This is a genomic window from Cognaticolwellia beringensis (genome assembly GCF_002076895.1).
Classification (GTDB): domain Bacteria; phylum Pseudomonadota; class Gammaproteobacteria; order Enterobacterales; family Alteromonadaceae; genus Cognaticolwellia; species Cognaticolwellia beringensis.
The window spans coordinates 1193318-1220299 of the sequence record NZ_CP020465.1 but is presented as its reverse complement, the minus strand read 5'-3'; the positions used below and the strand labels follow the sequence as shown (position 1 = coordinate 1220299).

Below are 26982 nucleotides of genomic sequence, written 5' to 3'. Positions count from 1 at the left end.
CAATGGCAAAACAAACATTAACCAATTATATTTTTATTTATACGTTTATTATCTAGTATTCAGCTGTTATTTTTCAACAACAGCTAAGCCAAAGTACCTGCATCAGACATAATTATAATCGCAATAATTAAAAATATTTAAAGCCACTCAAACACACTAAAAGACATTTACCAAAATAATATTTTGGTTGACCAAGGTGTATTACGTAGTGTAAAAAACCTTAACAGAGCATTAAAATGAAGTTTTTTTTGCCTTAAGCACAAGCTTTATCTGATTAAAGACCTGACAAAAAAACAAATATAAAAACTCAAATAAAAGAAACCAAAATTTGATAGCGGCAATGACGTATTCAATTTAAGTAAGCAGTTAGGATAACTATGCAAATACAAAAATCACTTTTAACCTTTATGACTCTATTTGGCTTAGCTGGCTGTGGTGGCAGTACGTCAAGTAACACCACACCACAAGAGGCGCCAAAGCCAGCTGACGTTCAAACTGCCACGCCTGCTTACATAGATGACATTAGCTGTAATGTGAGTTATCCGCTGCAAATTTCGATGATTAATAGCGATTCTGAAGAAGGTAACCTACCGACCCTTTTTGATAAAAACAAAACCAATGTGTCGAGTTGGCAGGCCACTGAAACCAACAGTAATCTAGTCATAACGCTTGCAGAGCCTGCGCTAATAAAGCAAATGGTTATTACTTGGCAGAATTTAAACTACGCACATCTTTACAATGTTTATGCCTCTAAAGACCAAGAAAACTGGCAATTACTGAATAGCAAAGACCAAAGTGAAAAAAATACGCTTATACCTGATGTAATTCGCTTAGACGAAATAAGCACAGCAACAGCAAAATATTTAAAGATAGAGCTATTAGGCAATGAGGTTTCTGAGCCAAGTAAACTCTTAGAAATTGAAGCCCTAGGCTGCGAAAGCGATGTCAGTCATAACATCGAATTAATTGACTGGTATTTAAGTGTGCCAACCGATGAAGACAATAACGGCAAGTCTGACAGCATTAAGGAAGATGATCTTGCCGATGGTTATTTTGATCCGCGTTTTTTCAGTTTATCAAAAGATGGTGGCTTAATATTTAGCACTTCGGTTACTGGCTATAAAACCTCTACCAATACTAACTACGTGCGTTCAGAGTTGCGTGAAATGTTACGCAGAGGAAACACAAGTCACAGCACTCAAGGCGTTAATAAAAATAACTGGGTGTTTTCTACTGCGCCACAAATAGACCTAAACAATGCCGGAGGTATCGACGGCGAGCTTACTGCTGAACTAGCGGTCAATAGCGTTACCACCACAGGCGAAGACTACCAAATAGGCCGCGTTATTATTGGCCAAATTCATGCTAATGACGATGAGCCGGTACGACTTTATTATCGAAAATTACCTAACAATTCAAACGGTGCTATTTACATTGCCCATGAAGAACTTGGTGGCGATGATACTTATTACGAGATTATCGGCAGTCGGTCTAATAGCGCAGATAACCCCACAAACGGTATTGCTTTGAATGAGAAGTTTAGTTATTCAATAACGGTTGTAGGCCACGCGCTGACTGTGACGATTACAAAAGCCGATGGTAGTGAATTTGAGCAAACCGTTGACATGACACAAAGCGGATATGATGTGGGTAGCCAATATATGTATTTTAAAGCCGGGGTATATAACCAAAATAATTCAGGTGATGCGCATGATTATGTCCAGGCGACATTCTACCAAATCGATAATAGTCACAGCGGCTATCCATACTAAAACAATAAGATAAGAGGTTAACGATGAAAAAATTCTATTTTTTACTTTTTTTGCTCAGTTTTACTAGCTTAGCAGCAGAAACAAACACTCAACATTTTTTCAATGAGAATTTAGTTATTGAGCTGTCAACTGAATTCAGAGCGTTATCTGCGTCGGATTTAAACAAACGCTATGGAGAACAGAAAAACCCTCCAGCCTATGCATTTAGCGATAAAGATCAAAGTGTAAGCTTTACTTTTACGCAATATTCAACACCGGCAGAGAAGAAAAGCATGAATAAAATTCATAAGTCTTTATCCGGTATGTTGCGTAAAGCTAATGACAAAGCGCGATGGAAAAAAGACAAGGTATATAGCCGCCTAGGCACTAAAGTTGCCGTATTTGAGTACGAAATTAAATCGATTGGTAAATACCAGTACAACCTCACTTATACCCTTCCGGTTGACGGAAAGTTAACACTTATATCATTCACTACAACCGATAAAAAATATAAAAACAAGTGGCTAGACCTAGCAAGAGAAAGCATGGATTCAATACAACTAAAGGCTTTATAAAGTTTTTAATAATAAAATTTTTAATATTAAAATTTTTAATAATAAAATTTTTAATAATAAAATTTTTAATAATAAAATTTTTAATAATAAAATTTTACAGTTTTTTTGGCTACTTATCGCTAAAAAACTGATGAATATGTCATCAATAAAAATATATTGGTTGACAAAGTGGCTATACAAATTAGTATAAATAACAAACCAAATAGCAGCGAATGTTTTTACCAAAAAAATAGTGGGATTATAATAATGAAAAAGTTAATGAATAAAACGATTGCTATATCAACCATTGCTTTAGCAATGGTTGGTTGTAAAACAGATACATTACCGGATAAAAATGGGAATTCATTTGGTCAACTTGCACTTGTAGGGGAAGCAAAAGTTGGTGAAACACTAACAACGACGTTAACAGATGGTAATGGCTTAGATGAATCAGCTGTTTCTTACACTTGGATGGCAGACGACGTTGCTATTGCAAGTGCAACATCAAGCTCTTTAATGTTAACTGCAGAACATACAGGCGCAAATATCAAGGTTAGCGTTTCTTATACCGATAACGATGATTACAGTGAAAAAATCACCTCTAACTCAACGGCTGATGTGTTAATTAACTTTGCTGGTACCATTGATATTACCGGCACTTTAGAGTCTGGAAAGTTACTCACGTCGACTTTACTAGATGACAATGACTTTGCTCCACAAAGCGTAGTTTATAGCTGGCTTGCCGATAGCGTTGTCATTGACGGCGCAACTGAATCAACCTTAGCATTAACCGATAATGAAGTAGGTAAAACAGTGGTTGTTACGGCAACTTATTTTGATCTAGATGGTTATAACGAATCGCTTACTTCTGAAGCCACCGCTGCTATTTCCTCTGCTTCTGCAAATACACCCGCCACATTTTCAGGTAACTTAATGGCAACAGTGGCTAACGACGTAAACGGTGCTATTACTGGCACAGTTGTTGTGAGCGATGATGACGTTAATGAAAATATGGCTGAAGCTCAAACCGATATAACAACAACATTCGGCATGTTCTCTATTTTGGCAACAGGTGAATGGACATATACGCTTGATACGCAAAACTCAACGGTAGCTTCATTAGCGAATGAGAATGATATTGTTACAGATACCGTTACCATTAATTCTACTGATGGTACGGTAGCTGAAATAGTTTATACCATTACAGGTGCCAAAGTTTTCGCCGCGACCAAAGCGGCCAAAATTACCGATAACATGACTGATGACGCGGGTGAATTACGTTATAAGTTGTCTTCGAGCGATATTATTAAAGCAGGCAAATTAACGGTCTCTTTCTTAAAAGAAGCCGCTATTGCAAAAGACGCTTACATTGGTTTGTATGGTACTTCAACTAGCACTAGTAATGCGATGATCGATTTACGTATTCAAACTGATGGTTATGTTATTCGCGACAATAATGATGTTGACGTAACTATTCCGTTTACCGCAGATAAGTGGACAACAGTTGAAATGACTTGGGATGCTACGAGTGCTTCAGATACGGTTGCGCCACTATTAACCCTGACTATTGACGGCACGAGTGTGACTACAGCACCATTTGCTTCAGTTTCTTCATCATTGAGTGATGTCGCTGTAGGTGTTGAGACGGTTATATTTAAATTAGGTGATAATGGCTCAGTTTCAGGCGACGCCGCTTATTACGTTGATGACTTCAAACTTTATGCCGACATTGATGGCACTACAATTCAATTTGAAGATGACTTTGAAGGTTATGCAGACGGTGATTCACTCGATACTGATAACGCAGCCTCTCCTTATAATTCGAGTACTGCAGAAGCTTTTGTGAAGCAGCTTAGCGCTTCAGGCTCTGGCACTGTAAACCCTGATAACCTGACGGCAAAAATTACCGACAACATGACTGATGACGCGGGTGAATTGCGTTATAAGTTGTCTTCAAGTGATATTATTGCTGCAGGTAAATTAACCGTATCATTCCTAAAAGAAGCGGGTATTGCAAAAGATGCTTATATTGGATTGTATGGTACTTCAACTAGCACCAGTAATGCGCTGATCGATTTACGCATTCAAAGTGATGGTTACGTTATTCGCGACAATAATGATGTTGCCGTTACCATTCCATTTACCGAAGATAAGTGGACAGATGTCGAAATAACGTGGGATGCTACGAGTGCTTCAGACACAGTTCCACCGCTATTAACCCTGACTATTGATGGCACGAGTGTGACTACGGCACCATTTGACTCAGTTTCTGCATCATTAAGTGATGTCGCAGTGGGCGTTGAAACGGTTATCTTTAAATTAGGTGATAATGGCTCTGAAACTGGTGTCCCGGGTTATTTTGTTGATGACTTCAAGCTCTACTCAGATAAAGCGGGTACTACAGTGCAATATGAGGATGACTTTGAAGCTTATGCTGAAGGAGATTCACTCGATACGGATAATGCTTCATCACCTTATAACTCTAGTACGGCTGAAGCGGTTGTAGCTAAAAAAGCAAAATAACATTAATGGCAAATGCTCAATAAAAATAGCGCTTTCAATAGCGCTATTTTTTTCTCTAACAATTAATGTTTATTAAGGGCTTATAGCTCTAAAATAATAACAGCTAATACTAATAACATACCTTTTAGAACGCTAAAATCTCATATTCAGGAGCGCTTTATGTTTAAAGCTTTATCTACTATTTCACTATCTACTATTTCACTATCTACTATTTCACTTGCATTATTAATGACAGGTTGTGCGAGCACATCTGATGCTCCTGCAGGAAAATTTGATCTGACTCATTGGAAAATTACCATTCCGTTAGATCGTGATAACAATGGTAAGGCCGACGATATCGACACTAAGGCATTACAAAACTATCAGCATTCTGACTTTTTCTATATCGATACAAATGGCGATATGGTCTTTACCTCGCCAAATAAAGCCGTAACAACACAAGCATCATCGAATACGCGTAGCGAATTAAGACAAATGATCCGTGGACTAGACACGTCAATTGGTACTAAATCTTACAGTAACAATTTTGCGATTGCTGCGCATTCAGATGCCGCTTACTTTGATCAAATAGGTGGTCGATTAGACGCAAGTTTAAAAGTAAACCATGTTGCTAAAAACGCTAAACATCCGAAAAAACCCGCTTATTCTGTGGTAGTTGGGCAAATTCATGCAGGAAAAGACAAAGAAGTTATTGCCGAAGGAAATGGTTTTGGCTGGGGTAATGAACCGATAAAAATTTATTACAAAAAATGGCCAAACCACGACACTGGCTCAGTTTTTTGGACTTATGAGCGTAACCTCGAAAAAGATAACCCAGATAGAACTGACATAGCTTACCCAATTTGGGGAAACACCTGGGAAAACCCAGACGATCCTAAAAGTTCTGGTATCGCATTAGGTGAAGAATTTAGTTATACGATAAATGTTATTGGCAGTGTAATGCATTTAACATTTACCCAAAAAGATAAAAAAACGGTCGTTTATAACATTGACCTTTCAAACAATGTCGACGCTTACGGTAAAGTTGACGAAAAAGATAACTCTGCTGGCTATGCCGGCGATTGGCTTTATTTCAAAGCCGGCGCTTATAACCAATGTTCAACATTAGACGCTGACGGCATTTGGTATGCCGGTTGTTCTGGCACGGGAGATTGGCCAACAGATAAAGCAAACGGAGATTATACCAGCGTAAGTTTTTCAAAGCTTAAGTTGAGCCATGAAAGCGAAAAAAAATAAAGTTTGCTGAACATAAACCGATATTAGCGCTTTAAATATTGATAGGATTTATTACTGTATCGATATCAAGTTTAAGTAAAAATAATATCTGTATTTCAGCACTAGAGTGCATATTAACAAAGGCATTATCAACAATTGATAATGCCTTTTTGTGTTTTATCGCTCGAATAAATAATAATATAATGCCAAGTGATGCTTTGTTATTAAGTAATATTGCCATAGAATTAAAACACTTTTTACGCTGACATCAACAAAGGAGCTGTGATGCACAAAGGGCAATTAAAAAACTGGATTGATAATAAAGGTTTTGGCTTTATTGAGTCTCCAGAGTTAAAACAAGACACCTTTATCCACATTTCTAGCTTAAATAATATGAGTAGAAAGCCTAAGGTTGGTGACTACATTTACTTTGAGGTAGAACAACAATCAAATGGCAAAAGTAGAGCCGTTAACTGCCGTATTGAAGGTGTTGCAACTACAGCCTTAAAACAAAAAAGTCACCGCGTTTATAAAACCTCACCTAAGTCAAAAAGCAAAATTTTCTTATTATTTGCAGTAATAGGGATATCTACTTTTGCATATCAACGTTTAAACATAAAAACCCAGCAGGTACCAACACAGCAATATAAAGCTCCAGTAACAGAAGCCATTCCAGCAGGGCAATATACAGCACCAATAAAAGAAACTATGCCACAACAGCAATATAAAGCACCAATAACAGAAACTATTCCACCACGGCAAGTAACAAAACCTAAACCTAGTTTTTCTTGTGATGGACGACAGCACTGTAGTCAAATGTCATCTTATGATGAGGCGAAGTATTTTCTTCAAAATTGCCCCAATACTAAAATGGATGGTGACAGAGACGGTATCCCGTGCGAAAGGCAATTTAACCGCTTTTAACAACCGCCCTTTTTGTAGGATTTTATCCCTTGCCTGTGCTAAAGTCAGAGCAATAAAGTAGCTTGACCTTCTAGCTTACCAATAGCTTGAAATCTTTAGCTATATTTAAAATAAAACTACAAGTTGTTTTACATGGATAAAATGAAACCTAACTCTTCTGCTCAAAACACTGAACATCAAGCGACTATTCTCTGGCACGATTATGAAACCTGGGGCATTTCACCAAAATTTGATAAACCTTCCCAGTTTGCTGGCATTCGCACCGATCTTGATTTAAACATTATTGGTGAGCCGGAGATGTTTTATTGTCAGCCACCGCAAGATTATTTACCACAACCAGAAGCCTGTTTAGTGACCGGTATTACGCCGCAAAAAGCCTTACGCGAGGGTTTAACTGAAGCTGAGTTTGCTGATCGTATTCATGGTTTATTTTCTCAGCCTGATACTTGTGTTGCAGGTTATAACAGTATTCGATTTGACGATGAAGTGACCCGTTATTTACTTTATCGTAACTTTTACGACCCTTATGCGCGCGAATGGCAAAATGGTAATAGTCGTTGGGATATTATTGATATGGTGCGTGCTTGCTATGCTCTGCGCCCTGAAGGTATTGAATGGCCAACGGTTGAGCGCGATGGTGAACAAGTGGTGAGTTTTCGTTTAGAACTGCTGACAGAAGCTAATGGTATTAGTCATGAAGCGGCGCATGACGCCATGAGTGATGTTTATGCCACTATTGCGATGGCAAAACTGATTAAAGAAAAACAGCCAAAGTTATACGACTTTATTTTTAATTTGAAAAATAAGAAGCAAGTAGCTGAGTTAATTGATGTTTATAACATGACGCCCGTTGTGCATACCTCTAGCAAAGTGTCTTCTGTTCATGGCTGCACAAGTTGGTTTGCGCCAGTTTGTTATCATCCGATTAATAAAAATGCCGTTATTGCAGTCGATTTAGCGCGAGATCCTACGCCGTTATTTGAGCTTTCGAGTGAAGAGATTAAAGCGCGTTTATATACCCGTTTTGATGAATTAGACGAAGGCGAATTACCGATCCCGATTAAGTTAATACACTTAAATAAATGCCCTATAGTCGCGCCAGCAAAAACACTGTTACCTGAAAATGCTGAACGTTTGGCTATTCCTCGCGAGCTTTGCCTTGAGAACTTAAAAAGGCTTAAGCAATATACTGAGCTTAGAGATAAATTAACCGATGTTTTTGCTGAAAGTGACTTTGGTGATGAACCTGTAGAAGCTGAGTTTGCACTTTATGGTGGCAAGTTCTTCTCGCATAGCGATAAAGCGCAAATGGATATATTGCATCAACTAGCGCCAGAGCAATTAGGTACGCATCCTTTTCAGTTTCAAGATGAGAGATTAAACACGCTGTTATTTAGTTATCGAGCGCGTAATTTTCCTTATACCTTAAATGATAGCGAACAACAAAAGTGGCAAGCGCATTGTCAAAATCGTCTTCAGCATGGTAAAAAAGGGTTATTGAGTGTTGATGAGTTTATGATAAAAATTGAAGACTTAGCGCACCAACATGAACAAAATCAAAGTAAAATGTCGGTACTTAAAGCATTATATGAGTATGTGCAAAATTAACATAATGCCGACTTATTTACATTAAGTCGGCTAGTTTACAATAGCTTGGATACTGCTATTCAGCTACAAAATGATAAAGTGAAAAGTAATACATCGTTAACGTTTTACTTTTTAAAGCGACTTATTAAGCTTGAAGTGTCCCAACGGTTGCCACCATTTTCTTGAATTTCTTTATAGTAGCCATCGAGCTGTTTAGTCACGGTTAAATCTGCACCTAGTTTTTCAGCCTCTGCAAACGCAATAGCAAGGTCTTTTCTTACCCAGTCAACAGCGAAGCCAAAGTCAAATTCTCGTGCACACATTGTTTTACCACGGTTATCCATTTGCCAAGAGCCTGCAGCGCCTTTGCCGATAGTATCTAGCAGTTTATCAATGTTTAATCCCGCTTTTTGGGCGAAGTTTAATCCCTCAGCCAAGCCTTGTACGGTATTAACGAAACAAATTTGGTTTACCATTTTAGCTAATTGCCCTGAGCCAACGGGCCCCATTAATTGACTAAATCTAGCGAATGCAGCCATAACTGGCTCAGCTTTATTAAAAATAGTTTCGTCACCACCAACCATGACTGTTAGCACACCATTTTCTGCGCCAGCTTGTCCACCAGAAACGGGGGCGTCTAAAAAGTATTGTTCTTGGCTTGCAGCAATACCAGCAAGCTCTACAGCAACTTCTGCCGATGCGGTGGTATGATCAACTAAAATACTGCCCTTGGGCATACCTGCTAATATGCCGTTTTCACCTAATACCACTTGACGAAGATCGTCATCGTTACCTACGCAACAAAACACTATTTCACAATCTTTCGCGGCAAGTGCCGGTGTTTTAGCACTAGTACCCGAAAATTCGGCCTGCCATTTATCCGCTTTTGCTTGGCTACGGTTAAAAACACAAACCTCGTGCCCGGCTTTTTGTAAATGCCCTGCCATGGGGTATCCCATAACGCCTAAACCAATAAATGCTACTTTCATCGAACGAATCCTTATGTAATACCAAGTTGATTAATACCTGATATTTAGTTGAAGTTAGTACAGCATAGCTTGCGCTATTGTTACTTATTTTATCGGTGATAAAGCAACTGATTTAAATTCAATACCCTGCCAGCCAGTTTGCATGAAATTTCGAATGTTTTGGTGATCATTACCCGTAGGGTTATCTAAAACATCTTCTCGAAAATAGCGCCCGAAACAAGCGAGCGTTTGTTGTGGGTTTAAATTATTTAACTGGGCAAAGTAAAATATTTTACAAGAGCCTTCATTAGTACCGCTGTCATTAACAAGTTCACCATTGGTAAACGTTGTAGGTTGATATTGATAATTGTCGGCAATAACTTGCATGACTTGGGGGAACTCTATCGGGTGTTTCGCTTGTTTAATGCTCGTGAGCAAGTCATCTAAACTACTGTTTTCAATATTATTCATGGAAATTATATACCTTATTTTAATTTTGTTTAAACGATTTAAATTTTGGGAAAGTCTGCATTAAACTGTGTATTCAACTCTACACTCAACTCTGCATTTAATTCTGCTACAGTTTTTTAATTCAACTTGCTTTAAATTAATTCAGCTTGAATTATTTTAGTTTAAGCTTGTTCATAATCATGCTAATAATTCTGTGCAGATATCACACCAAATTGCTAATTAATGAGTTGTCGCCATTGTTATTTTCTTGTTTGTAGGCCGTGCTTAACAGTGTTTATTAACCTGCGGCATCGCATTGCGTTTTATGCGCTCTATGTTAATAAAATTAGCCATATTTTAATAGATGCTAGTGTGAAAGTTTGTTTAATATATTTTCGCTGATTTATTTTTGCATTTAGGGTAAAAAACACTTACTTTGTTTGGAGTTAAATTGTCGCAAATTTATGCACAATTAATCCTGCTTTAAGGGCTTTTATGAATAACAACATTTATCAGTTTAGTGCTAATAACAATGTCGGCGAGCCTGTAGCGCTATCTACTTATCAAGGTAAAGTAATGCTGGTGGTTAATACGGCTAGCGCATGCGGTTTTACCCCACAATATGCAGGGTTAGAAGACTTATACAAGCAATTCAAAGACCAAGGATTAGCAGTACTGGCTTTTCCTTGTAATCAATTTGGTAAACAAGAGAAAGGTGACAACAATGAAATTAAAGATTTTTGTGATCTTAACTTTAATATTTCATTTGAGCTTTTTAGTAAAATAGAAGTTAATGGCGAAAGCACCCACCCTTTATTTGAGCATTTGAAAAGTGAAGCTCCAGGCATTTTGGGCAGTAAAAGCATTAAATGGAATTTCACAAAATTTTTGGTCAATCGCCAAGGGAAAGTGATAAAACGTTATAGCCCAACGACCAAACCAGCCGATATTGCTAGTGATATTTCAGCGATACTTTAGTGGATTGAATGGTTTAAGCTATTTTATTTTTTGTAGGTCGGACTTTAGTCCGTCAACCGCTAAACAAGCTAATAATCTAATGGGTCTACAAACATTTCAGGCGTTTTTTGTTAGTCATTATTTGGCTAAGGGTAAATTTCAATGCGGGTTAAATTTCATTTAACTTGATGGACTGAAGTCCAACCTACATAGGCCTACATCGAGCTACATGAGCCTGCGAGTGATTGTTTTTTTTGTAAGTCGGACTTTAGTCCGTCAACCACAAAACACGCTAATTATCCAATCGTTCTACAAACATTTCAGGCGTTTTTTGTTAGTCATTATTTGGCTAAGGGTTAAATTTCAATGCGGGTTAAATTTCATTTAACTTGATGGACTGAAGTCCAACCTACATCGAGCTACAGTAGCCTAAATTTGCCTGCGAGTGATTGTTTTTGTAGGTCGGACTTTAGTCTGAGGAATCCCCACAAGTTTAAGAAGTAAGCGCTTGATATCTGGTAAAATGTTAATCACCACAAAAAACAAATATACCAAATACAAGCGCTATGCCTTCATTATCAGACTTATTCACCTTTGATTCAAACACTTTAGATCCTAGAATTACAAAATCTCTTTTTACTGCTGCTGATAGTCTCATCAATGGTGCGGCATTGACCTTAACCTCGATGGGAAGACACGCTGCTAGCTTGCAGGGTAAATCAGAAAAACACGCGATAAAACGTATCGATAGACTGCTTGGGAGTCAGCCTTTATATCAGAATAGGCAGTCATTTTACCAGGACATTGCACGGCTGTTTATTACGACACCCCACCCACTTATTCATGTGGACTGGTCCACCGTCTACAACTATAACTTCGTCATGCTCAGAGCCGCCATTTCTATTGGAGGACGTGCAGTTACGATCTATGAGGAAGTTCATCCTGAAAGTAAACACACGAACCACCAAGTACACTTGAACTTCATTGCTAATTTAAAAAAGATATTACCTGAAGATATTCAGCCTATTATATGCACGGATGCGGGCTTTAAAATCCCGTGGTTTAAAGCGATCGAGGCTCAGCAATGGTACTGGCTTGCAAGGACAAGAGGCACTGTAAAATGCCAACGTCAAGGTGAAAGCGATTGGCATTATGTGAGCAAATGTCACCATCTTGCGCTCTCTATAGCAAGTGAGCTCAAAGGCGTAATCTTATCAAAGGCTCATCAATTTGTTTGTCGTGGTGTCTTATTCAAAGGACGAAAGATGTATCGCCATAAGCTTAATCGAAAGGGCGTAACCACAAAATGTAAAACCAATATAAAGAGTTCAAAGTCAGCTAAAGAGCCTTGGTTCTTAGTATCTAATTTACCTAGAAATACATTTAAACCGCAGCATTTAGTGAATATGTATAAACGAAGAATGGCCATTGAAGAATCCTTTAGAGACTGTAAAAATGAATACTATGGCTTAGGCTTGTCTCGTAGTTTAAGCCGTTCAGTAGAAAGGCTGCAGGTTATTTTACTGTTAAGTATGATGGTTCAATTTTATCTATATTGTGTAGGCAAGGCAGCGGAATCAGCAGGCTATCATCGGCAATTCCAAGCAAACTCGGTGAAAACTAAGCGTGTGCTATCTTATGGGTATTTAGCGCTAAGGATCCTACAACATAAGCGGTATTATATATCGGATAAGATGATAATCAGTGCAATGAAGGCACTGATTCATGAAAGTTTATATTGAGAAACTTGTGGGGATCTCTCAGACTTTAGTCCGTCAACCGCTAAACACGCAAATTATCCAATCGATCTACAAACATTTCAAGTGTTTTTTGTTAGTCATTATTTGGCTAAGGGTAAATTTCAATGCGGGTTAAATTTCATTTAACTTGATGGACTGAAGTCCAACCTACATAGACCTACATAGGCCTACATCGAGCTACTTGAGCCTGCAGGTGATTGTTTTTTTTGTAGGTCGGACTTTAGTCCGTCAACCGCTACACACGATAATTATCTGATGGGTCTACAAACATTTTTGGTGTTTTTTTTTAGTCATTATTTGGCTAAGGGTAAATTTCAATGCGGGTTAAATTTCATTTAACTTGATGGACTGAAGTCCAACCTACATAGGCCGACATCGAGCTACATTAGCCTGCGGTTGATTTTTTGGTTATTCAATCTTTAAATCACTTTACTCTGATCTTACGTGACCAGCTGTAAATCGCGTAATTGTTTAATTTTATCTCTTACTGATGCGGCTAATTCAAACTCTAGATTTTGCGCATGGTTAAACATTTGCGTTTCTAGTTCTTGCACTTTCACGTCAATTTGTTTGGTGGTTAATGTTTCGTACTCTGACGCTGGCTCTGCCGCTTTTAAAGCTGCTGCCGCGCGAGTTTTACCACCATCAAGGTCCATAACATCTGAAATATTACGTCTTACACCACGTGGGGTAATATTGTTATCGAGATTGTATTGATGCTGTTTGGCACGGCGTCTGTCAGTTTCGTCAATCGCTTTTCGCATTGAGCCGGTAATGCGTCCAGCATAAAGAATTGCTCTGCCGTTAATGTTACGTGCTGCTCGGCCAATCGTTTGAATAAGTGAACGTTCTGAGCGCAAGAAACCTTCTTTATCAGCATCTAAAATCGCCACAAGTGACACTTCTGGCATGTCTAAGCCTTCGCGCAGCAAGTTAATTCCTACTAGCACGTCGAACTTGCCTAAACGAAAATCTCGAATAATTTCTACGCGTTCAACGGTATCCACATCTGAATGCAAGTAGCGCGCTTTTATTTGATGTTCGTCTAAATAATCGGTTAAATCTTCCGCCATACGTTTGGTTAATGTTGTGGCTAATACCCTTTCATCAATTTTTACGCGTTTGCGAATTTCAGAAAGTAGATCATCAACTTGCGTTTCAACCGGACGTACTTCTATTTGAGGATCGAGTAATCCGGTTGGGCGAACAACTTGCTCAGCAATTTCACCGGCTGATTTTTCAAGTTCATAATGACTTGGCGTTGCTGATACATAAATGGTTTGCGGCGATAAGGCTTCAAACTCTTCAAACTTCATTGGTCGGTTATCAAGTGCTGAAGGTAATCTAAAACCATATTCAACCAGATTTTCTTTACGTGAACGGTCACCTTTATACATAGCGCCAATTTGCGGCACGGTGACGTGTGACTCATCAATAATTAACAAACCATCGCTTGGCAAGTAATCAAACAATGTCGGTGGAGCTTCTCCTGGGCCACGGCCTGATAAGTAGCGAGAGTAGTTCTCTATACCTGAGCAATAACCAAGCTCTGTCATCATTTCAATATCGAATTGAGTACGTTGCACTATGCGCTGCTCTTCCACGAGTTTATTGTTTTCTTTTAGTTGAGCAGATCTGTCTTTTAATTCAATTTTTATTTTATCAACGGCAGCCAATATTTTTTCACGAGGTGTCGCGTAATGGGTTTTAGGATACACCGTGACCCGCGCAACAGTGCGTTCAACGGCCCCCGTTAATGGGTCAAATACGCTAATGCGCTCAATTTCTTCATCAAATAACTCAATGCGCAGGGCCATGCGGTCTGATTCTGCTGGAAAAACATCAATGACATCACCGCGCACACGATATGTAGCACGTTGAAATGCCACGTCATTTCGGGTGTATTGCAACTCGGCTAGGCGTCTTAAAATATCGCGTTGATTAATAATATCGCCAACGCTGATATGCAACATCATTTTTAAATAAGAGTCTGGATCACCCAAACCGTAAATGGCCGACACAGAAGCGATTATAATGACGTCTTTTCGCTCCAACAGTGACTTAGTTGCCGATAGGCGCATTTGTTCGATGTGTTCATTTACAGAGGCATCTTTCTCGATAAAAGTGTCTGTAGTGGGTACGTAGGCTTCTGGTTGATAGTAATCGTAATAAGAAACGAAATACTCTACAGCATTCTCAGGAAAAAAATCCTTCATTTCACCGTATAATTGCGCGGCCAAGGTTTTATTCGGTGCTAGCATCATAGTGGGACGATTGAGCTTTTCAATAACATTGGCGATGGTATAAGTTTTACCTGAGCCAGTTACACCTAATAAGGTTTGATGCGCTAAGCCAGATTCAATACCATCAAGCAGTTTTGCGATTGCGGTTGGTTGATCACCACTTGGCGTATAATCTGAATGTATTTTTAACGCTTTCATTAAGCAGTAACCTCTACCGTTAATCGATCTTTTTCACATTGTTTGCTAAATAAATTATATGAAATCGCCGCCATTACTACATTGCCAAGTAAAGCGCCAACAAAAAAGCCTTCTAAACCAAACCATACACTACCCAGGTAGGCTAACGGCACATAACAAATAAACAATCTAATAACACTTAATACCAAGGCAACCATCGGCTTATGTAGTGCGTTAAATGATGAATTAGTGAGAATAATTACGCCTTGTAAACCATAACCTAAGGGTAAAATCCAAATGAAGAGTTTAATAATATCAGCTACCGCTTGCTCTTTAGAAAATATATCAGCGATAAATGGCGCGGCTAACACTAGCACGACATAAATTAATACCTGCCATGCTATAACGAATTTTATTGAGGTTTTGTAGCCATCTTCAACACGCTTCATGTTTCCCGCTCCAAAATTTTGGCTGATAAATGGCGGTAAGGTCATTGAAAGCGCTAACACAACTAAACAAGCGATTGATTCGATTCTTGAACCTACCCCAAATGCAGCCACCGCTGACACGCCGTATTCAGCAACAATAGCGGTTAAAACTGCCGAAGCTACTGGGGTTAACATATTAGCGCCAGCAGCAGGCAAACCAATATGTAAAATATCACGTGACGCGCAAATAAAGTCTTTAATCGACATTAAATGGGTATGAATTAAGCCACGTTTAGCCGCTAAAATATATAAAACATAGCCTAAACCAAAAACCCAAGAGACTAATGTCGCTATTGCAGCGCCTTGAATACCCATCGCGGGTACTGGGCCAAAACCGAAGATAAAAATAGGATCTAATATGGCGTTTATTAAGCCTGCACTGCCCATAATTAGGCTGGGTGTTTTAGTGTCGCCGTCAGCACGTAAAACAGCGTTTCCTATCATCGGGCCTATTAATAAAATACAACCTAAAAACCAAAGGTCCATATATTGATGAATTAAGGGGAGTAGTGCTTCGCTAGCGCCCAAAAGCAAGAAAGTTTCGTCAATGAGCAAATAGCCAACAAAAGCAAGAATTCCGACAATGGTTGCTGCTAAATATAATGAACTGGTGGCTAAATTTTTTGCCGACGCTTTGTCGCCTTTGCCTAGCGCTTTAGCAATAACGGCTGAAGTGCCAATGCCTAGGCCAATGGTTAAACTGATGACGGTAAAGGTTATGGGAAAAGTAAAACTAATCGCAGCTAAAGGCTGTGTTCCTAATAAACCGACAAAAAACGTATCCACTAAGTTAAAAGTCATCAATAAAATCATGCCGTAAATCATCGGAATGGTCATTGTTTTTAACGTTGGCGCTACAGGATCTTTAAGTAGGTTTATTTGGTGACTTTTTTTAGTTTGGATCATTAATTTTTCAGAAAAAGTTATAATTCGAATACAATTACCATTGTAAAAGATCGTGGTAGGACTCGCTACGTATATATTTTATTTCAGATAAAAATATAGCAAGTTAAAGAAAAAATAATATAACAAGGAAAAATCGACTTAGCTTGCTTATTGTATAAATGCACGCTAAATGAGTTAAATATCACTCTTGAACAAAAAACACACGAGCATGAGTAAAAACCCAACGTAACTAAAGTAACTTATTGTTAAAAAAGACAAATAACAGATAGTACAATAAAGACTCGCTATGCTGTAAGCCGCATTCTACCGTTTACTACACGAAAGCTTACACTTTAACTCACATAGTTATCCACAGATTATGTTGATAACTATATTTTTTGATAACAAAATTTCACCTTGAGCATTTATTCATCAAAAAATGAAGAAATGCTGCCAACAATGCCTGCTATTTGAGCAAACAACCAATAAAATGATTTTTTTCTAATTTTTGTGTTGACAGTATGACATGTGGCCTTTAATATTCGGCCCCGTTAGCCAATAGAGGCTTTCAGAACAATTCCTCAATAGCTCAGTTGGTAGAGCAACGGACTGTTAATCCGTTTGTCCCTGGTTCAAGTCCAGGTTGAGGAGCCAAATTAAAGATGTGATGGCTATCAATTTTATTGCTAGCGGTTATAGTAAAAATAGTAAAAGAACAATTCCTCAATAGCTCAGTTGGTAGAGCAACGGACTGTACTCTTATAATAAACAGGCGTTTGTCCCTGTTGGTTATTTCAAGTCCAGGTTGAGGAGCCACTTAAAGATGTGATGGTTTTTATTTTAAAGTAAAAACGGTTACAGTAAAAATAGAAAAGAACAATTCCTCAATAGCTCAGTTGGTAGAGCAACGGACTGTTAATCCGTTTGTCCCTGGTTCAAGTCCAGGTTGAGGAGCCACATTAAAATGTGATGGCTATCAATTTTATTGCTAGCGGTTATAGTAAAAATAGTAAAAGAACAATTCCTCAATAGCTCAGTTGGTAGAGCAACGGACTGTTAATCCGTTTGTCCCTGGTTCAAGTCCAGGTTGAGGAGCCACATTAAAGAACCTGCTTATTTAGCAGGTTTTTTTTTCGCCTAAAATTTGATAAACAAAGACACCCCAATAAAATGTGATGGCTATCAATTTTATTGCTAGCGGTTATAGTAAAAAGAACAATTCCTCAATAGCTCAGTTGGTAGAGCAACGGACTGTACTCTTATAATAAACAGGCGTTTGTCCCTGTTGGTTATTTCAAGTCCAGGTTGAGGAGCCACATTAAAGAACCTGCTTTTTTAGCAGTTTTTTTTTCGCCTAAAATTTGATAAACAAAGACAACCCAATAAAATGGGGTCAGATACTTTATCTGTGATTTGATAAAAATTGTCACACGGCTTTAGTTTATTGTTTTGGACTCAGATGAAATGAGCTTGGGTATTTATATTCCAACCATCGCTTTAATCGCTCGCTTTACCGTTGACGGGCTGAAGCCCGACCTACAAAAGAACTATTCGCCATCGTTACAATATCATTTTAGGGTTATGTAGGTTGGGCTTCAGCCCATCAGGTTAAATGAAATTTAACGGTGTTTAGCACAAGTGTTCATAAATAAGCCCTTACACTGCAGATGTATGCAGGTTCTGCACTTTAATCGATCGTTTTACCGTTGACGGGCCGAAGCCCGACCTACAAAAGAACTATTCGCCATCGTTACAATATCATTTTAGGGTTATGTAGGTTGGGCTTCAGCCCATCAGGTTAAATGAAATTTAACGGTGTTTAGCACAAGTGTTCATAACCCCTCCCCTATCTCTGCAGATGTATGCAGGTTCTGCACTTTAATCGATCGTTTTACCGTTGACGGGCTGAAGCCCGACCTACAAAAGAACTATTCGCCATCGTTACAATATCATTTTAGGGTTATGTAGGTTGGGCTTCAGCCGACCTACAAAAGAACTATTCGCCATCGTTACAATATCATTTTAGGGTTATGTAGGTTGGGCTTCAGCCCATCAGGTTAAATGAAATTTAACGGTGTTTAGCACAAGTGTTCACAACCCCTCCCCTATCTCTGCAGATGCCTGCACTTTAATCGATCGTTTTACCGTTGACGGGCTGAAGCCCGATCTACAAGAGCAATAATTTTTTTCGCTACTTTTTCTTCTACACGACCTGCAAATAAACAATTTATAATGGAGAAAAAAAGGGCTAGATTTTCATCTAGCCATTTATGGATATTTTAACTTTAGCTTTAACTTTGACTTTGACTTTATTTCATCATGGCATCGCGAGCGACTTTAAATTCACTGCCTTCGCGCCAGTTTGGCCAATCTTTGGTGTTACTTAGCATAAAGCCTGTTTCAAAGAAAACTTGTAGCTCTGCAACCATGCCTTGCCAACCCCAGTTTTCGTTGTATTCGTCGCAGGTTTGGTGATAACACTTTGCTACTAAGGCAGATACTTGGTCACCAATGGCTTTTTGTTCGGCATTAAGCCATGTAGAGCCTCCACCTGCACTTAATGCTGGTACGCCTTTCTTTGCTAGGCTGAAGTGATCTGAACGATAATAATATCCACGTTCTGGGGTCTGCTCTGGTGTTAATGTACGGTCTTGGCGTTTAGCGGCTTTTGCTAAATAGTCTTCTAATTCAGACTTACCAAAACCCACCACGGTTAAATCTTTTTTCAAGCCTGAAATATCTAGGCTGTCCATGTTGATCAAACCAACCACTTTATTTAACGGCATGGTTGGGTGATTAGCAAAGTAACGAGAGCCTAAACGGCCCTGTTCTTCTGCGGTTGCAGCCATAAATGTTATGGAGCGTTCTGGTGTTTTATCTAACACTTTATAAGCTTTAGCAATATGCATTAAACCTGCGGTGCCGGTTGCGTTGTCATGTGCGCCGTTGAAGAAGACTTTCTTGCCGTCAATAATCGTAGAGCCTAAGTGATCCCAATGCCCCATATAGATAACATGTTCATCTGGGCTGATACGCCCAGGAATGGTGGCGACAACATTATTAGATACTGAGTCTGTAATGGTGTTTTTAACGTTGATATCAGCGGTAAGTTTAAGTGGTACGGCTTTAAACTTTTTCGATAACGCTTGGGCTTTTAAGGCAGTAAAGTCAAAACCGGCTTTCGCCATTAGCTCATGAGCTTTTTCGGTGCTGATCCACATTTCTACATCAACCACCGGTTCATTCACTTCTTTAGCCGGTAAATGGTATTGTGCGCCAGTCCAGCTGCTTTCAATGACATTCCAACCGTAACTTGCCGGTTTGGTTTCATGAACGATAATAGCGCCTGCTGCACCTTGGCGAGCAGCTTCTTCGTATTTATAAGTCCAACGGCCGTAATACGTCATGGTATTACCATCGAATAATGCGGGATCTTGTGAGGCATAACCGGGGTCATTAACCAATACAACAACTGTTTTGCCTTTTACATCTACATTTTTGTAATCATTCCACTGATACTCGGGAGCATTGATGCCGTAGCCAACAAAAACTAACTCAGAGTTATCAAGGCTAATTTGTTTACGGGTTTGGCGTGAGCTTGCCACATAGTTTTTAGGAAAATCAAATGCTATGTCTGCAATTTTTAATGGGCTAACCGGCTCGCTTACTATGCTATTCATTGGCACAGCTTGCAGATAGCTGTCGCCATTACCTGGGGCTAAACCTAGCTTTTTAAATTGCGAAATCAACATATTGGTGGTTAATGTTTCCCCTTCGGTTGAGGGTTCACGACCAGCAAATTTATCTGATGATAAGGTTTTAACATCAGCTTTTATCGCGTCAATATCAAACGACTTGTATGCTTCAATGAAGTTATCATGCGCACATGCACTCATCGACAATAATAATGCACCAGCACCAGAAAGTATTTGCTGGCGTTTTTCTCGAATATAATTCAACTTAATTCTCCTAAAGTTTATTCACCAGTTTTTAAAATCATAAAATTAATGGTGAATTTAATCACGGATAGATTAACGGTATTACTGACTAAATGCTAGAAAGAGCCAAGTCACAACAAGATGATTTTTTCAGGTAAAGTAAAGATTTAGTCACACTTTTGTAACTATTTTATTCACTATCAGCTAAATATTTTTTACATGATAATAAATTGCTGTATAAGTTTAACGTTTATAGGTGTAAGTAATTAAAAAGGCAGTTTCTGGATAGTGAATGGTGAATGGTGAATAATAACATCGTCGGCATCAGCTAGCGTATAGCCCAAAACTTTATTTCTTGTTCAGTCAAAAAGCTTTCAGCTTGTTCACCTTGCATTAACGCTAATGTCGCTAATATGCCCGCTTGAATACATTGCGGTGCTACAACGGTAATTGAACGAGGAGCCATTTCGATAGGCCAACCAGTTTTAGCATTTAAAATATGGCTATAGCGCACATGATCTTTTAGCAAGAAGCGCTTGGCGTCACCACTAGTGGCCAGTGCGCCTTGTAATAAACTGACCACCATAGGTTTGCGTTCTATGAAACCTGGATGCTCAATGCCCACTTGCCAAGGCACATTGTCTTTACGGGGTTTATTTGCCGCTAAGTCGCCACCTAAATTGACTAATACCGGTAAATCGGTAAATTCATTAGCAATAATCATCGCCCTATCAACCGCGTATTCTTTGCCAATACCGCCAAAGTCTATTTCCATGTTTTCTGGCATCACTATTTGCTGCTCATCGAAGCTAACTTTATGCCAGCCCATATTGGCTATTACTTTTTTAACGGCATCAACGGAAGGGATATTGTCACTGCCATCAAATTGCCAAACTTGCCTCAACACGCCTGAGGTAATATCGAACACCCCTTCGCTGAGTTGATAACATGTATCTGCAAAATTTAATAACAGGTAGGTTTCTTGATCGATAGCTATGGCCTTGCCACGACTTTCGTTGATTACTGAACAAACACTTGTCGGTTTATAACGAGAGTATTTATCTTCTATACGCCAAACTTCTTTGGCAACAAGTTCCCCTAACGTTAAAGCGAGTTTACCATCGCTATTTGCTATCAACACTTCACAAGGGCTGGCCATGGCCTGAAAATGTATACAATGGCCGTCATCAGTTACTGTTAATTCAACATTACGTTCAGACTGCATATTGACAAAATTTCCTTTCTCTTAGCCTTTTAATAGCAGTTCCCTGCGTAAATACACTTTCTAAAACGAATAAGTGACTTGAGCAATAATCGCATTAACGCTTTCATATAGATCAACTTCGGATAGCGCACCAAGTGCTTTATGACCAGCATCTGTAGGGTCTTGTCGATAATATTCCAACCGAAATGATAAGTTATTACCGTCGCTGAGTGTCGTACCATATTTTATCCCAAGCGTGTAAGCTCTCATCTCACCTATACGGTAATCAGCACTGGCAAACTCAGGTAGGGTATTTAACTCAACTAAAAACGGTTGATAAAACTGGGCCGCACTTTGTTTATAAAAACGGAAATGTGGCTCTATATAACTCTGACGTGATAAAGGTACGCGCAGTTTTGAATCAATGGTATGGGAGTCTAGCTCCCAATCGTCCCACATATACCGATACGACACGTCAATAATGTTTTGCTCAAAATGATATTTTGTTTGTGCGTATAAACTCTGTTTAAGACGCGAGTCAGGGCGGTTTTCATAAACGTAGTCTTGCGCGATACCGGTACTATCGACCAAACTTAACACTTTAAAGGGATCGTTTAAGTAGCCGTCAACCTTCGAGTAAGAGTAATTAAACTGCATTATCATTCGGCGGTTAATCACTTGTGTGAAGCCGAACATGATATCAGCGGTGCTTTTATCGTCACTATCAGTGCGACGGCTAGCATTGAAGTCAGCTTTTTTATCACTATTATCGATAGTACTGCCAAAAGCTGCCGGCATTGATGCAAATGCCAATGGAATTCCACCTTCTGGTTCAAAAGTATCTTGAAAGTAACTTAACCCGACTGAAAACGTTGAGTTCTTCTGATTAAAGTCATACGCCAGGTTGCCATTAATGCCGAGAGATAAGTAATCATACTCTTTTGAAATATGAACGCCGGCGCTACCGGTATAATTTTCGGCTAATGGCTGGGTCCATTGAGCATTAAACTGCACACGGGTATCTTTAAATGTGTCATCTAACGGTGTTTCATTGACTTGAGTTTGATAACTCCCCTTACCTGATGGTCGGGTAAATGTTTGCACATTAGGTTGAGCCGCTGCACCATTCGCCGATGCTCCCGTTAAAACATCAACGGTAAGTTTAAGATTTAATACTTCGTCGTTTTCAAAGGTTTTTTGACCATTTAGAATAGCTTCTGCTGCTGAAACGCGATCACTTTCACTATAAAATAAAAGTGCACTTTCAAAATCCCAACTAGAGTCTTTTAGTGCTTTTTTAGATTTAGTTGTATTTTCAGCCGCGACAACGGTTTTTGGTATTGTGCCCAACAAGGCCGATGCTGCAATTGTTAACGCTGCTTTAAGATTGACCGGTGGCTTCTTTTTCTTTAATTGCATCCGCAACCTCCGCCACCAAAACTTTTGCCGCCACTTGAGGCTTCTTTACTGAAATAAATGTGATCGTCTAAGGCTGAATCGATTGGAGAGGATGTTAATGCCATTTCGTCTTTTGCTAATAAGTCTCGTTCCCAAGGCTCTACGCCTAAAGATGCACAGCCACTTGCTAGGAATATGGCTGCTGACAATAACGCATATTTAACTATGTTAGTGCAGTATTTCGGGGCATAAATAGTTAAATGATAATTTTTATGTATTAGCATAAGATTACTCCGACTGTAGTAGATAACCGTTCTAATTTTTGTCGATTAAAACTATTTATCCACCTCATACACGGTGTTATTTTTATAGAAAACTGGCAGTTTGATGAATTCCTATTTCCGGATACTTTTTCTTCAAGCACTCTATCATTATGCGCTTTTTATGAAAAAAACCTATGGTTTAATAAAAATTTTATATTTTAGTTTTTAATCCTAAGTTAAGTTACGCTATTATCTACGATTTATTCATTATCTCTGGAACCTACCACCTTGATTGATTTCACGCTACTTAGTCTTTTTATTCCAACATTCTTTATTGTTAGCATAACACCCGGTATGTGTATGACTTTAGCGATGAGCTTGGGCATCACTATTGGGGTGAGAAAAACATTTTGGATGATGTATGGTGAGTTATTGGGTGTCGCTACCGTAGCAGTAGCGTCGGTGCTCGGCGTGGCAACAATAATGACTAAATGGCCTCAATTGTTTCAAGGCTTTAAGATTCTAGGTGCGTTATATTTATTATATGTTGGTGTTAATATGTGGCGAGCTAAAGGCAAACTTGCTACTGATTCAAATCAACACTTACACTCAATTAAGAAGCGCAGTTTATTCCAACAAGGTTTTTTTACCGCTATAGCCAATCCTAAAGGTTGGGCGTTTATGATTTCGTTGTTACCTCCTTTTATCAGCCAAACATTACCACTGATGCCACAATTGAGTATTTTAGTTGCGGTAATTTTAATGTCAGAATTTATCTGCATGACTATTTATGCCACAGGTGGAAAAACTATCGGCAAAGTATTAACCAAACGTAATAATGTTCAATTGCTCAATAAAATATCAGGAAGCTTAATGATCTTAGTCGCTATATGGTTAGCAACTATTTGATAAATTACAGTTTAATACGTCGAATTTAAAAGCAATGCTAAATAGACTGGTCTGGCGGCTATACACTAAGATAGTGATTAAAAAGTGCATCAGGCGAGTAATTAAGGATAATCACTCGCTAGTGTAAATATAGGGTCTAGTTTACGGACTTGAGTCAGTAGAGTAAGGTTTATACTTACTTAAATACTTAAATACGGTAGCTTGGCACTGTGAACATTTTAGTAAATGTTTTATTTTTATTAGTGGTAAAGGTTAACCAAATTCGCCATGTCATGTGCTCGACTGAACAACTGCCCACTAATACTTCGGCTTGAAATACTTGGCTAACTAAGTGGTTAACTACGTGGTTAACATCTTGTTTAACCCCTTGTGTAATTCCTTGTGTAATATCCAGTTGTGACTGACTTATATCATTAGCTGATGCCTTTAAATCCGCCTTTGCGCTGTCATCTATCAAACGCTCAGATATCTGCGGCTCAATAAATAACGGTATTTTCCCCATGAACATGTCAACACCTTCAAGATAACCGCTGATATTTTTTAGTGTTTCGTTCCCCTGGTAATTCAGCACCATATTAAACGATTGCTCAGCCACTATTTTTTCGACATCAAATAACACGTGAACCTGCCCACCAGCTATGTCGAATTGGCATTGGCTTTGCTGAGCAATGCACTGGGCAGTACGTGGGGTAATATCACCCGCTATGTTAGTGTTTGTATCCTGCGGACTGCAAGCTACTAGTATTATTGCTAGCAGAGGCAATAACAGTATCAACAACATAGGTTGGGTTAGTTTCTCGGTAATATTCATTGCATGGGATAAAAGAAAGATATTTGCTGGTCATGATACACAAACCAAGTTGATAATTTATGATTTTTTACCAGAGTTTACCTATAAAAAACTTAGATTGGTTATCCGCGTTATAATTTTTAACAACAATAATCTCAAAAAGTTCTATAAATAAGCAAGCGCAGGTAGTTCGAGCGCTAAATAGTATAAACCTTATAATTGTTCTAAAATATTTCGTGTGAATTTAAAACACATTCTAGCTCACTATCTGTCTCACTTTGCTAATGAAATTACGCTGTTTTTAAAGCTAACCTTTTATAGCTACAACAATTAATTTAGTGGGTTAAATTAATATATTTAACAAGATTATGACCACAAATATTTTTTTGTTGATTTAAATCAAGCTTTGCGGTTGATTTATGGCATGGGCGAAAGGTAAAATCACATAGATTCTGAAACAACTCGTTTGCGGGTGTAACATTTATCACGGCTTCTCAGCATTTTTTCATGAAAAAGTCTCTTTTTTATACAAAATTGCAAAACCTAACCTAGTAACGGAACAATTAAAATGACAACAACGCTTGATCATCCGTCCTATAACTACAATGTGGTGCGTCAATTCACCGTAATGACAGTTATTTGGGGGATCGTTGGTACTCTTGTAGGTGTTCTTATTGCGGCGCAATTAATTTGGCCAGCACTAAACTTTGAAACACCTTGGTTAACCTATTCTCGTCTTCGCCCGCTGCATACCAATGCGGTAATTTTTGCTTTCGGTACCAGTGCACTGTTTGCAACATCATACTATGTGGTACAGCGAACCTGTAAAACCGCACTCTTTGGTGGCAAATTAGCAGCCTTTACCTTTTGGGGTTGGCAAGCCGTTATTGTGCTTGCAGTAATCACTTTACCTATGGGTTATACATCGAGTAAAGAATACGCTGAGTTAGAATGGCCAATTGATATTTTAATCGCCGTTGTTTGGATTAGTTACGCCATTGTATTTTTTGGTACCTTGATTAACCGTAAAACATCTCATATTTATGTTGCTAACTGGTTCTTTGGTGGCTTTATTCTCACCGTTGCAGTATTGCATATTGGCAACAGTATGGTGATTCCAGTTTCTATGATGAAGTCTTACTCCATATATCCTGGTGCTATTGATGCCATGATGCAGTGGTGGTATGGACATAATGCCGTAGGCTTTCTATTAACCGCTGGTTTCTTAGGTATGATGTACTATTTCGTACCAAAACAAGCTGAGCGCCCTGTTTACTCTTACCGTTTATCTATTGTTCATTTTTGGGCATTGATTTCATTATACATTTGGGCAGGCCCTCATCATCTACATTACACTGCACTGCCTGATTGGGCACAATCAGTGGGTATGGTTATGTCAATCGTATTGTTCTTACCCTCTTGGGGCGGAATGATTAACGGTATAATGACGCTTTCTGGCGCATGGCATAAGCTGCGTTATGATCCTATTCTTCGCTTCCTAATTGTTTCATTGTCTTTCTACGGTATGTCGACATTTGAAGGCCCGATGATGGCAATCAAGTCGGTAAATGCCCTTTCGCATTATACTGACTGGACTATTGGTCACGTTCACTCTGGTGCACTAGGCTGGGTTGCTATGGTATCCATTGGTGCTATGTACCACCTAATTCCTGTGTTATTTAACCAAGGTCGCATGTTCAGCGTTCGCTTAATCAACGTTCACTTCTGGCTACATACATCTGGTGTTGTTTTATATATTGTTGCAATGTGGATTTCTGGTGTAATGCAAGGGTTAATGTGGCGTGCGGTTAATACTGACGGTACCTTAACTTACAGCTTTGTTGAAAGTTTAACAGCCTCGTATCCTTTCTACTTCATCCGTTTTATTGGTGGTGTATTAATTGTTTCTGGCTTTATTCTAATGGCTTTTAACATGTTCAAAACAATTTATGCTAAAGACAATAGTCTTGAAGCAATTAAAGCAGCTTAAGGAGCCAA

At 38.8% G+C, this 26982-nt stretch carries 20 protein-coding genes and 5 tRNA genes; 15 read left to right on the top strand and 10 right to left on the bottom strand.

All coding sequences use genetic code 11. The annotated features are described in order from the left end of the window. Window positions 1–377: 377 nt before the first annotated feature. From B5D82_RS05170 to B5D82_RS05150, 4 genes are all read left to right on the top strand, one after another. Window positions 378–1772, top strand: coding sequence for a polysaccharide lyase family 7 protein (locus B5D82_RS05170; RefSeq protein WP_081149728.1), 1395 nt, complete (start codon window positions 378–380; stop codon window positions 1770–1772). A gap of 23 nt (window positions 1773–1795) precedes the next feature. Further along, the gene (locus B5D82_RS05165) at window positions 1796–2326 is read left to right on the top strand and encodes a hypothetical protein (RefSeq protein WP_081149727.1); all 531 of its coding nucleotides are present in this window, start codon (window positions 1796–1798) and stop codon (window positions 2324–2326) included. Window positions 2327–2572: 246 nt separating this feature from the next. After that, the gene (locus tag B5D82_RS05155; protein WP_081149723.1) at window positions 2573–4828 is read left to right on the top strand and encodes a VCBS domain-containing protein; all 2256 of its coding nucleotides are present in this window, start codon (window positions 2573–2575) and stop codon (window positions 4826–4828) included. 159 nt (window positions 4829–4987) lie between these two features. Continuing rightward, window positions 4988–6064 carry a polysaccharide lyase family 7 protein gene (locus B5D82_RS05150; RefSeq protein ID WP_081149722.1) on the top strand — a complete coding sequence of 359 codons (1077 nt, stop codon included), beginning with the start codon at window positions 4988–4990 and terminating at the stop codon, window positions 6062–6064. A gap of 31 nt (window positions 6065–6095) precedes the next feature. On the opposite strand, the gene B5D82_RS05145 is transcribed toward B5D82_RS05150, so the two are convergent. After that, window positions 6096–6284: a hypothetical protein gene (locus tag B5D82_RS05145; protein ID WP_081149720.1), complete on the bottom strand. Its 189-nt coding sequence runs from the start codon at window positions 6282–6284 to the stop codon at window positions 6096–6098. Between the two features lie 44 nt (window positions 6285–6328). Between B5D82_RS05145 and B5D82_RS05140 the strand changes: the two genes are divergently transcribed. Then, window positions 6329–6967 carry an excalibur calcium-binding domain-containing protein gene (locus B5D82_RS05140; RefSeq protein WP_081149718.1) on the top strand — a complete coding sequence of 213 codons (639 nt, stop codon included), beginning with the start codon at window positions 6329–6331 and terminating at the stop codon, window positions 6965–6967. 132 nt (window positions 6968–7099) lie between these two features. Then, window positions 7100–8575, top strand: a complete 1476-nt coding sequence (sbcB, locus tag B5D82_RS05135; protein ID WP_081149717.1) for an exodeoxyribonuclease I — start codon at window positions 7100–7102, stop codon at window positions 8573–8575. 104 nt (window positions 8576–8679) lie between these two features. On the opposite strand, the gene B5D82_RS05130 is transcribed toward sbcB, so the two are convergent. Both B5D82_RS05130 and B5D82_RS05125 read right to left on the bottom strand, forming a co-directional pair. Beyond that, a complete protein-coding gene (locus B5D82_RS05130) occupies window positions 8680–9558 on the bottom strand; it encodes an NAD(P)-dependent oxidoreductase (protein WP_342743802.1) in 879 nt (292 codons plus the stop codon). Window positions 9559–9627: 69 nt separating this feature from the next. After that, entirely contained in the window at window positions 9628–9993 is a 366-nt protein-coding gene (locus tag B5D82_RS05125) for a HopJ type III effector protein (protein WP_081149714.1), read from the bottom strand. A gap of 474 nt (window positions 9994–10467) precedes the next feature. On the opposite strand from B5D82_RS05125, the gene B5D82_RS05120 reads away from it, so the two are divergent. Next, entirely contained in the window at window positions 10468–10950 is a 483-nt protein-coding gene (locus tag B5D82_RS05120) for a glutathione peroxidase (RefSeq protein WP_081149712.1), read from the top strand. A gap of 545 nt (window positions 10951–11495) precedes the next feature. Then, window positions 11496–12671 (top strand): IS4 family transposase, encoded by a 1176-nt coding sequence (locus B5D82_RS05115; protein ID WP_081148330.1) that lies wholly within the window; start codon window positions 11496–11498, stop codon window positions 12669–12671. Window positions 12672–13129: 458 nt separating this feature from the next. Here B5D82_RS05115 and uvrB read toward each other — a convergent pair whose 3' ends face one another. Both uvrB and B5D82_RS05105 read right to left on the bottom strand, forming a co-directional pair. Next, window positions 13130–15130 (bottom strand): excinuclease ABC subunit UvrB, encoded by a 2001-nt coding sequence (gene uvrB, locus B5D82_RS05110; protein WP_081149710.1) that lies wholly within the window; start codon window positions 15128–15130, stop codon window positions 13130–13132. Next, on the bottom strand, window positions 15130–16503 hold the full coding sequence (locus B5D82_RS05105; RefSeq protein WP_081149709.1) for an MATE family efflux transporter: 1374 nt from the start codon (window positions 16501–16503) through the stop codon (window positions 15130–15132). The genes uvrB and B5D82_RS05105 overlap by 1 nt, the downstream gene beginning before the upstream one ends. Window positions 16504–17060: 557 nt before the next feature. On the opposite strand from B5D82_RS05105, the gene B5D82_RS05100 reads away from it, so the two are divergent. From B5D82_RS05100 to B5D82_RS05080, 5 genes are all read left to right on the top strand, one after another. Next, window positions 17061–17136, top strand: a tRNA-Asn gene (locus B5D82_RS05100). Window positions 17137–17202: 66 nt separating this feature from the next. Further along, window positions 17203–17298: transfer RNA gene (locus B5D82_RS05095), tRNA-OTHER, on the top strand. A 65-nt stretch (window positions 17299–17363) separates the two neighbouring features. Beyond that, window positions 17364–17439: transfer RNA gene (locus B5D82_RS05090), tRNA-Asn, on the top strand. 65 nt (window positions 17440–17504) lie between these two features. Continuing rightward, window positions 17505–17580, top strand: a tRNA-Asn gene (locus B5D82_RS05085). A 122-nt stretch (window positions 17581–17702) separates the two neighbouring features. Next, window positions 17703–17798, top strand: a tRNA-OTHER gene (locus tag B5D82_RS05080). A gap of 993 nt (window positions 17799–18791) precedes the next feature. Here B5D82_RS05080 and B5D82_RS05075 read toward each other — a convergent pair. The 4 genes from B5D82_RS05075 to B5D82_RS05060 form a co-directional block, all read right to left on the bottom strand. After that, window positions 18792–20441, bottom strand: a complete 1650-nt coding sequence (locus tag B5D82_RS05075) for a M28 family metallopeptidase (RefSeq protein ID WP_094122766.1) — start codon at window positions 20439–20441, stop codon at window positions 18792–18794. A 307-nt stretch (window positions 20442–20748) separates the two neighbouring features. After that, window positions 20749–21645: an FAD:protein FMN transferase gene (locus B5D82_RS05070; protein WP_081149707.1), complete on the bottom strand. Its 897-nt coding sequence runs from the start codon at window positions 21643–21645 to the stop codon at window positions 20749–20751. A 60-nt stretch (window positions 21646–21705) separates the two neighbouring features. Next, complete coding sequence (locus B5D82_RS05065) at window positions 21706–23043, bottom strand: DUF3570 domain-containing protein (RefSeq protein WP_081149705.1); 1338 nt, start codon at window positions 23041–23043, stop codon at window positions 21706–21708. Next, on the bottom strand, window positions 23034–23306 hold the full coding sequence (locus tag B5D82_RS05060; RefSeq protein ID WP_081149704.1) for a DUF4266 domain-containing protein: 273 nt from the start codon (window positions 23304–23306) through the stop codon (window positions 23034–23036). The genes B5D82_RS05065 and B5D82_RS05060 overlap by 10 nt, the downstream gene beginning before the upstream one ends. Window positions 23307–23573: 267 nt before the next feature. Here B5D82_RS05060 and B5D82_RS05055 point away from each other — a divergent pair, with 267 nt between their 5' ends. Then, window positions 23574–24194, top strand: coding sequence for a LysE family translocator (locus tag B5D82_RS05055; RefSeq protein ID WP_081149702.1), 621 nt, complete (start codon window positions 23574–23576; stop codon window positions 24192–24194). A gap of 187 nt (window positions 24195–24381) precedes the next feature. Here B5D82_RS05055 and B5D82_RS05050 read toward each other — a convergent pair whose 3' ends face one another. Next, the gene (locus tag B5D82_RS05050; protein WP_081149700.1) at window positions 24382–25005 is read right to left on the bottom strand and encodes a hypothetical protein; all 624 of its coding nucleotides are present in this window, start codon (window positions 25003–25005) and stop codon (window positions 24382–24384) included. Between the two features lie 547 nt (window positions 25006–25552). Here B5D82_RS05050 and ccoN point away from each other — a divergent pair. Next, the gene (gene ccoN / locus B5D82_RS05045) at window positions 25553–26974 is read left to right on the top strand and encodes a cytochrome-c oxidase, cbb3-type subunit I (RefSeq protein WP_081149699.1); all 1422 of its coding nucleotides are present in this window, start codon (window positions 25553–25555) and stop codon (window positions 26972–26974) included. Window positions 26975–26982 lie beyond the last annotated feature (8 nt).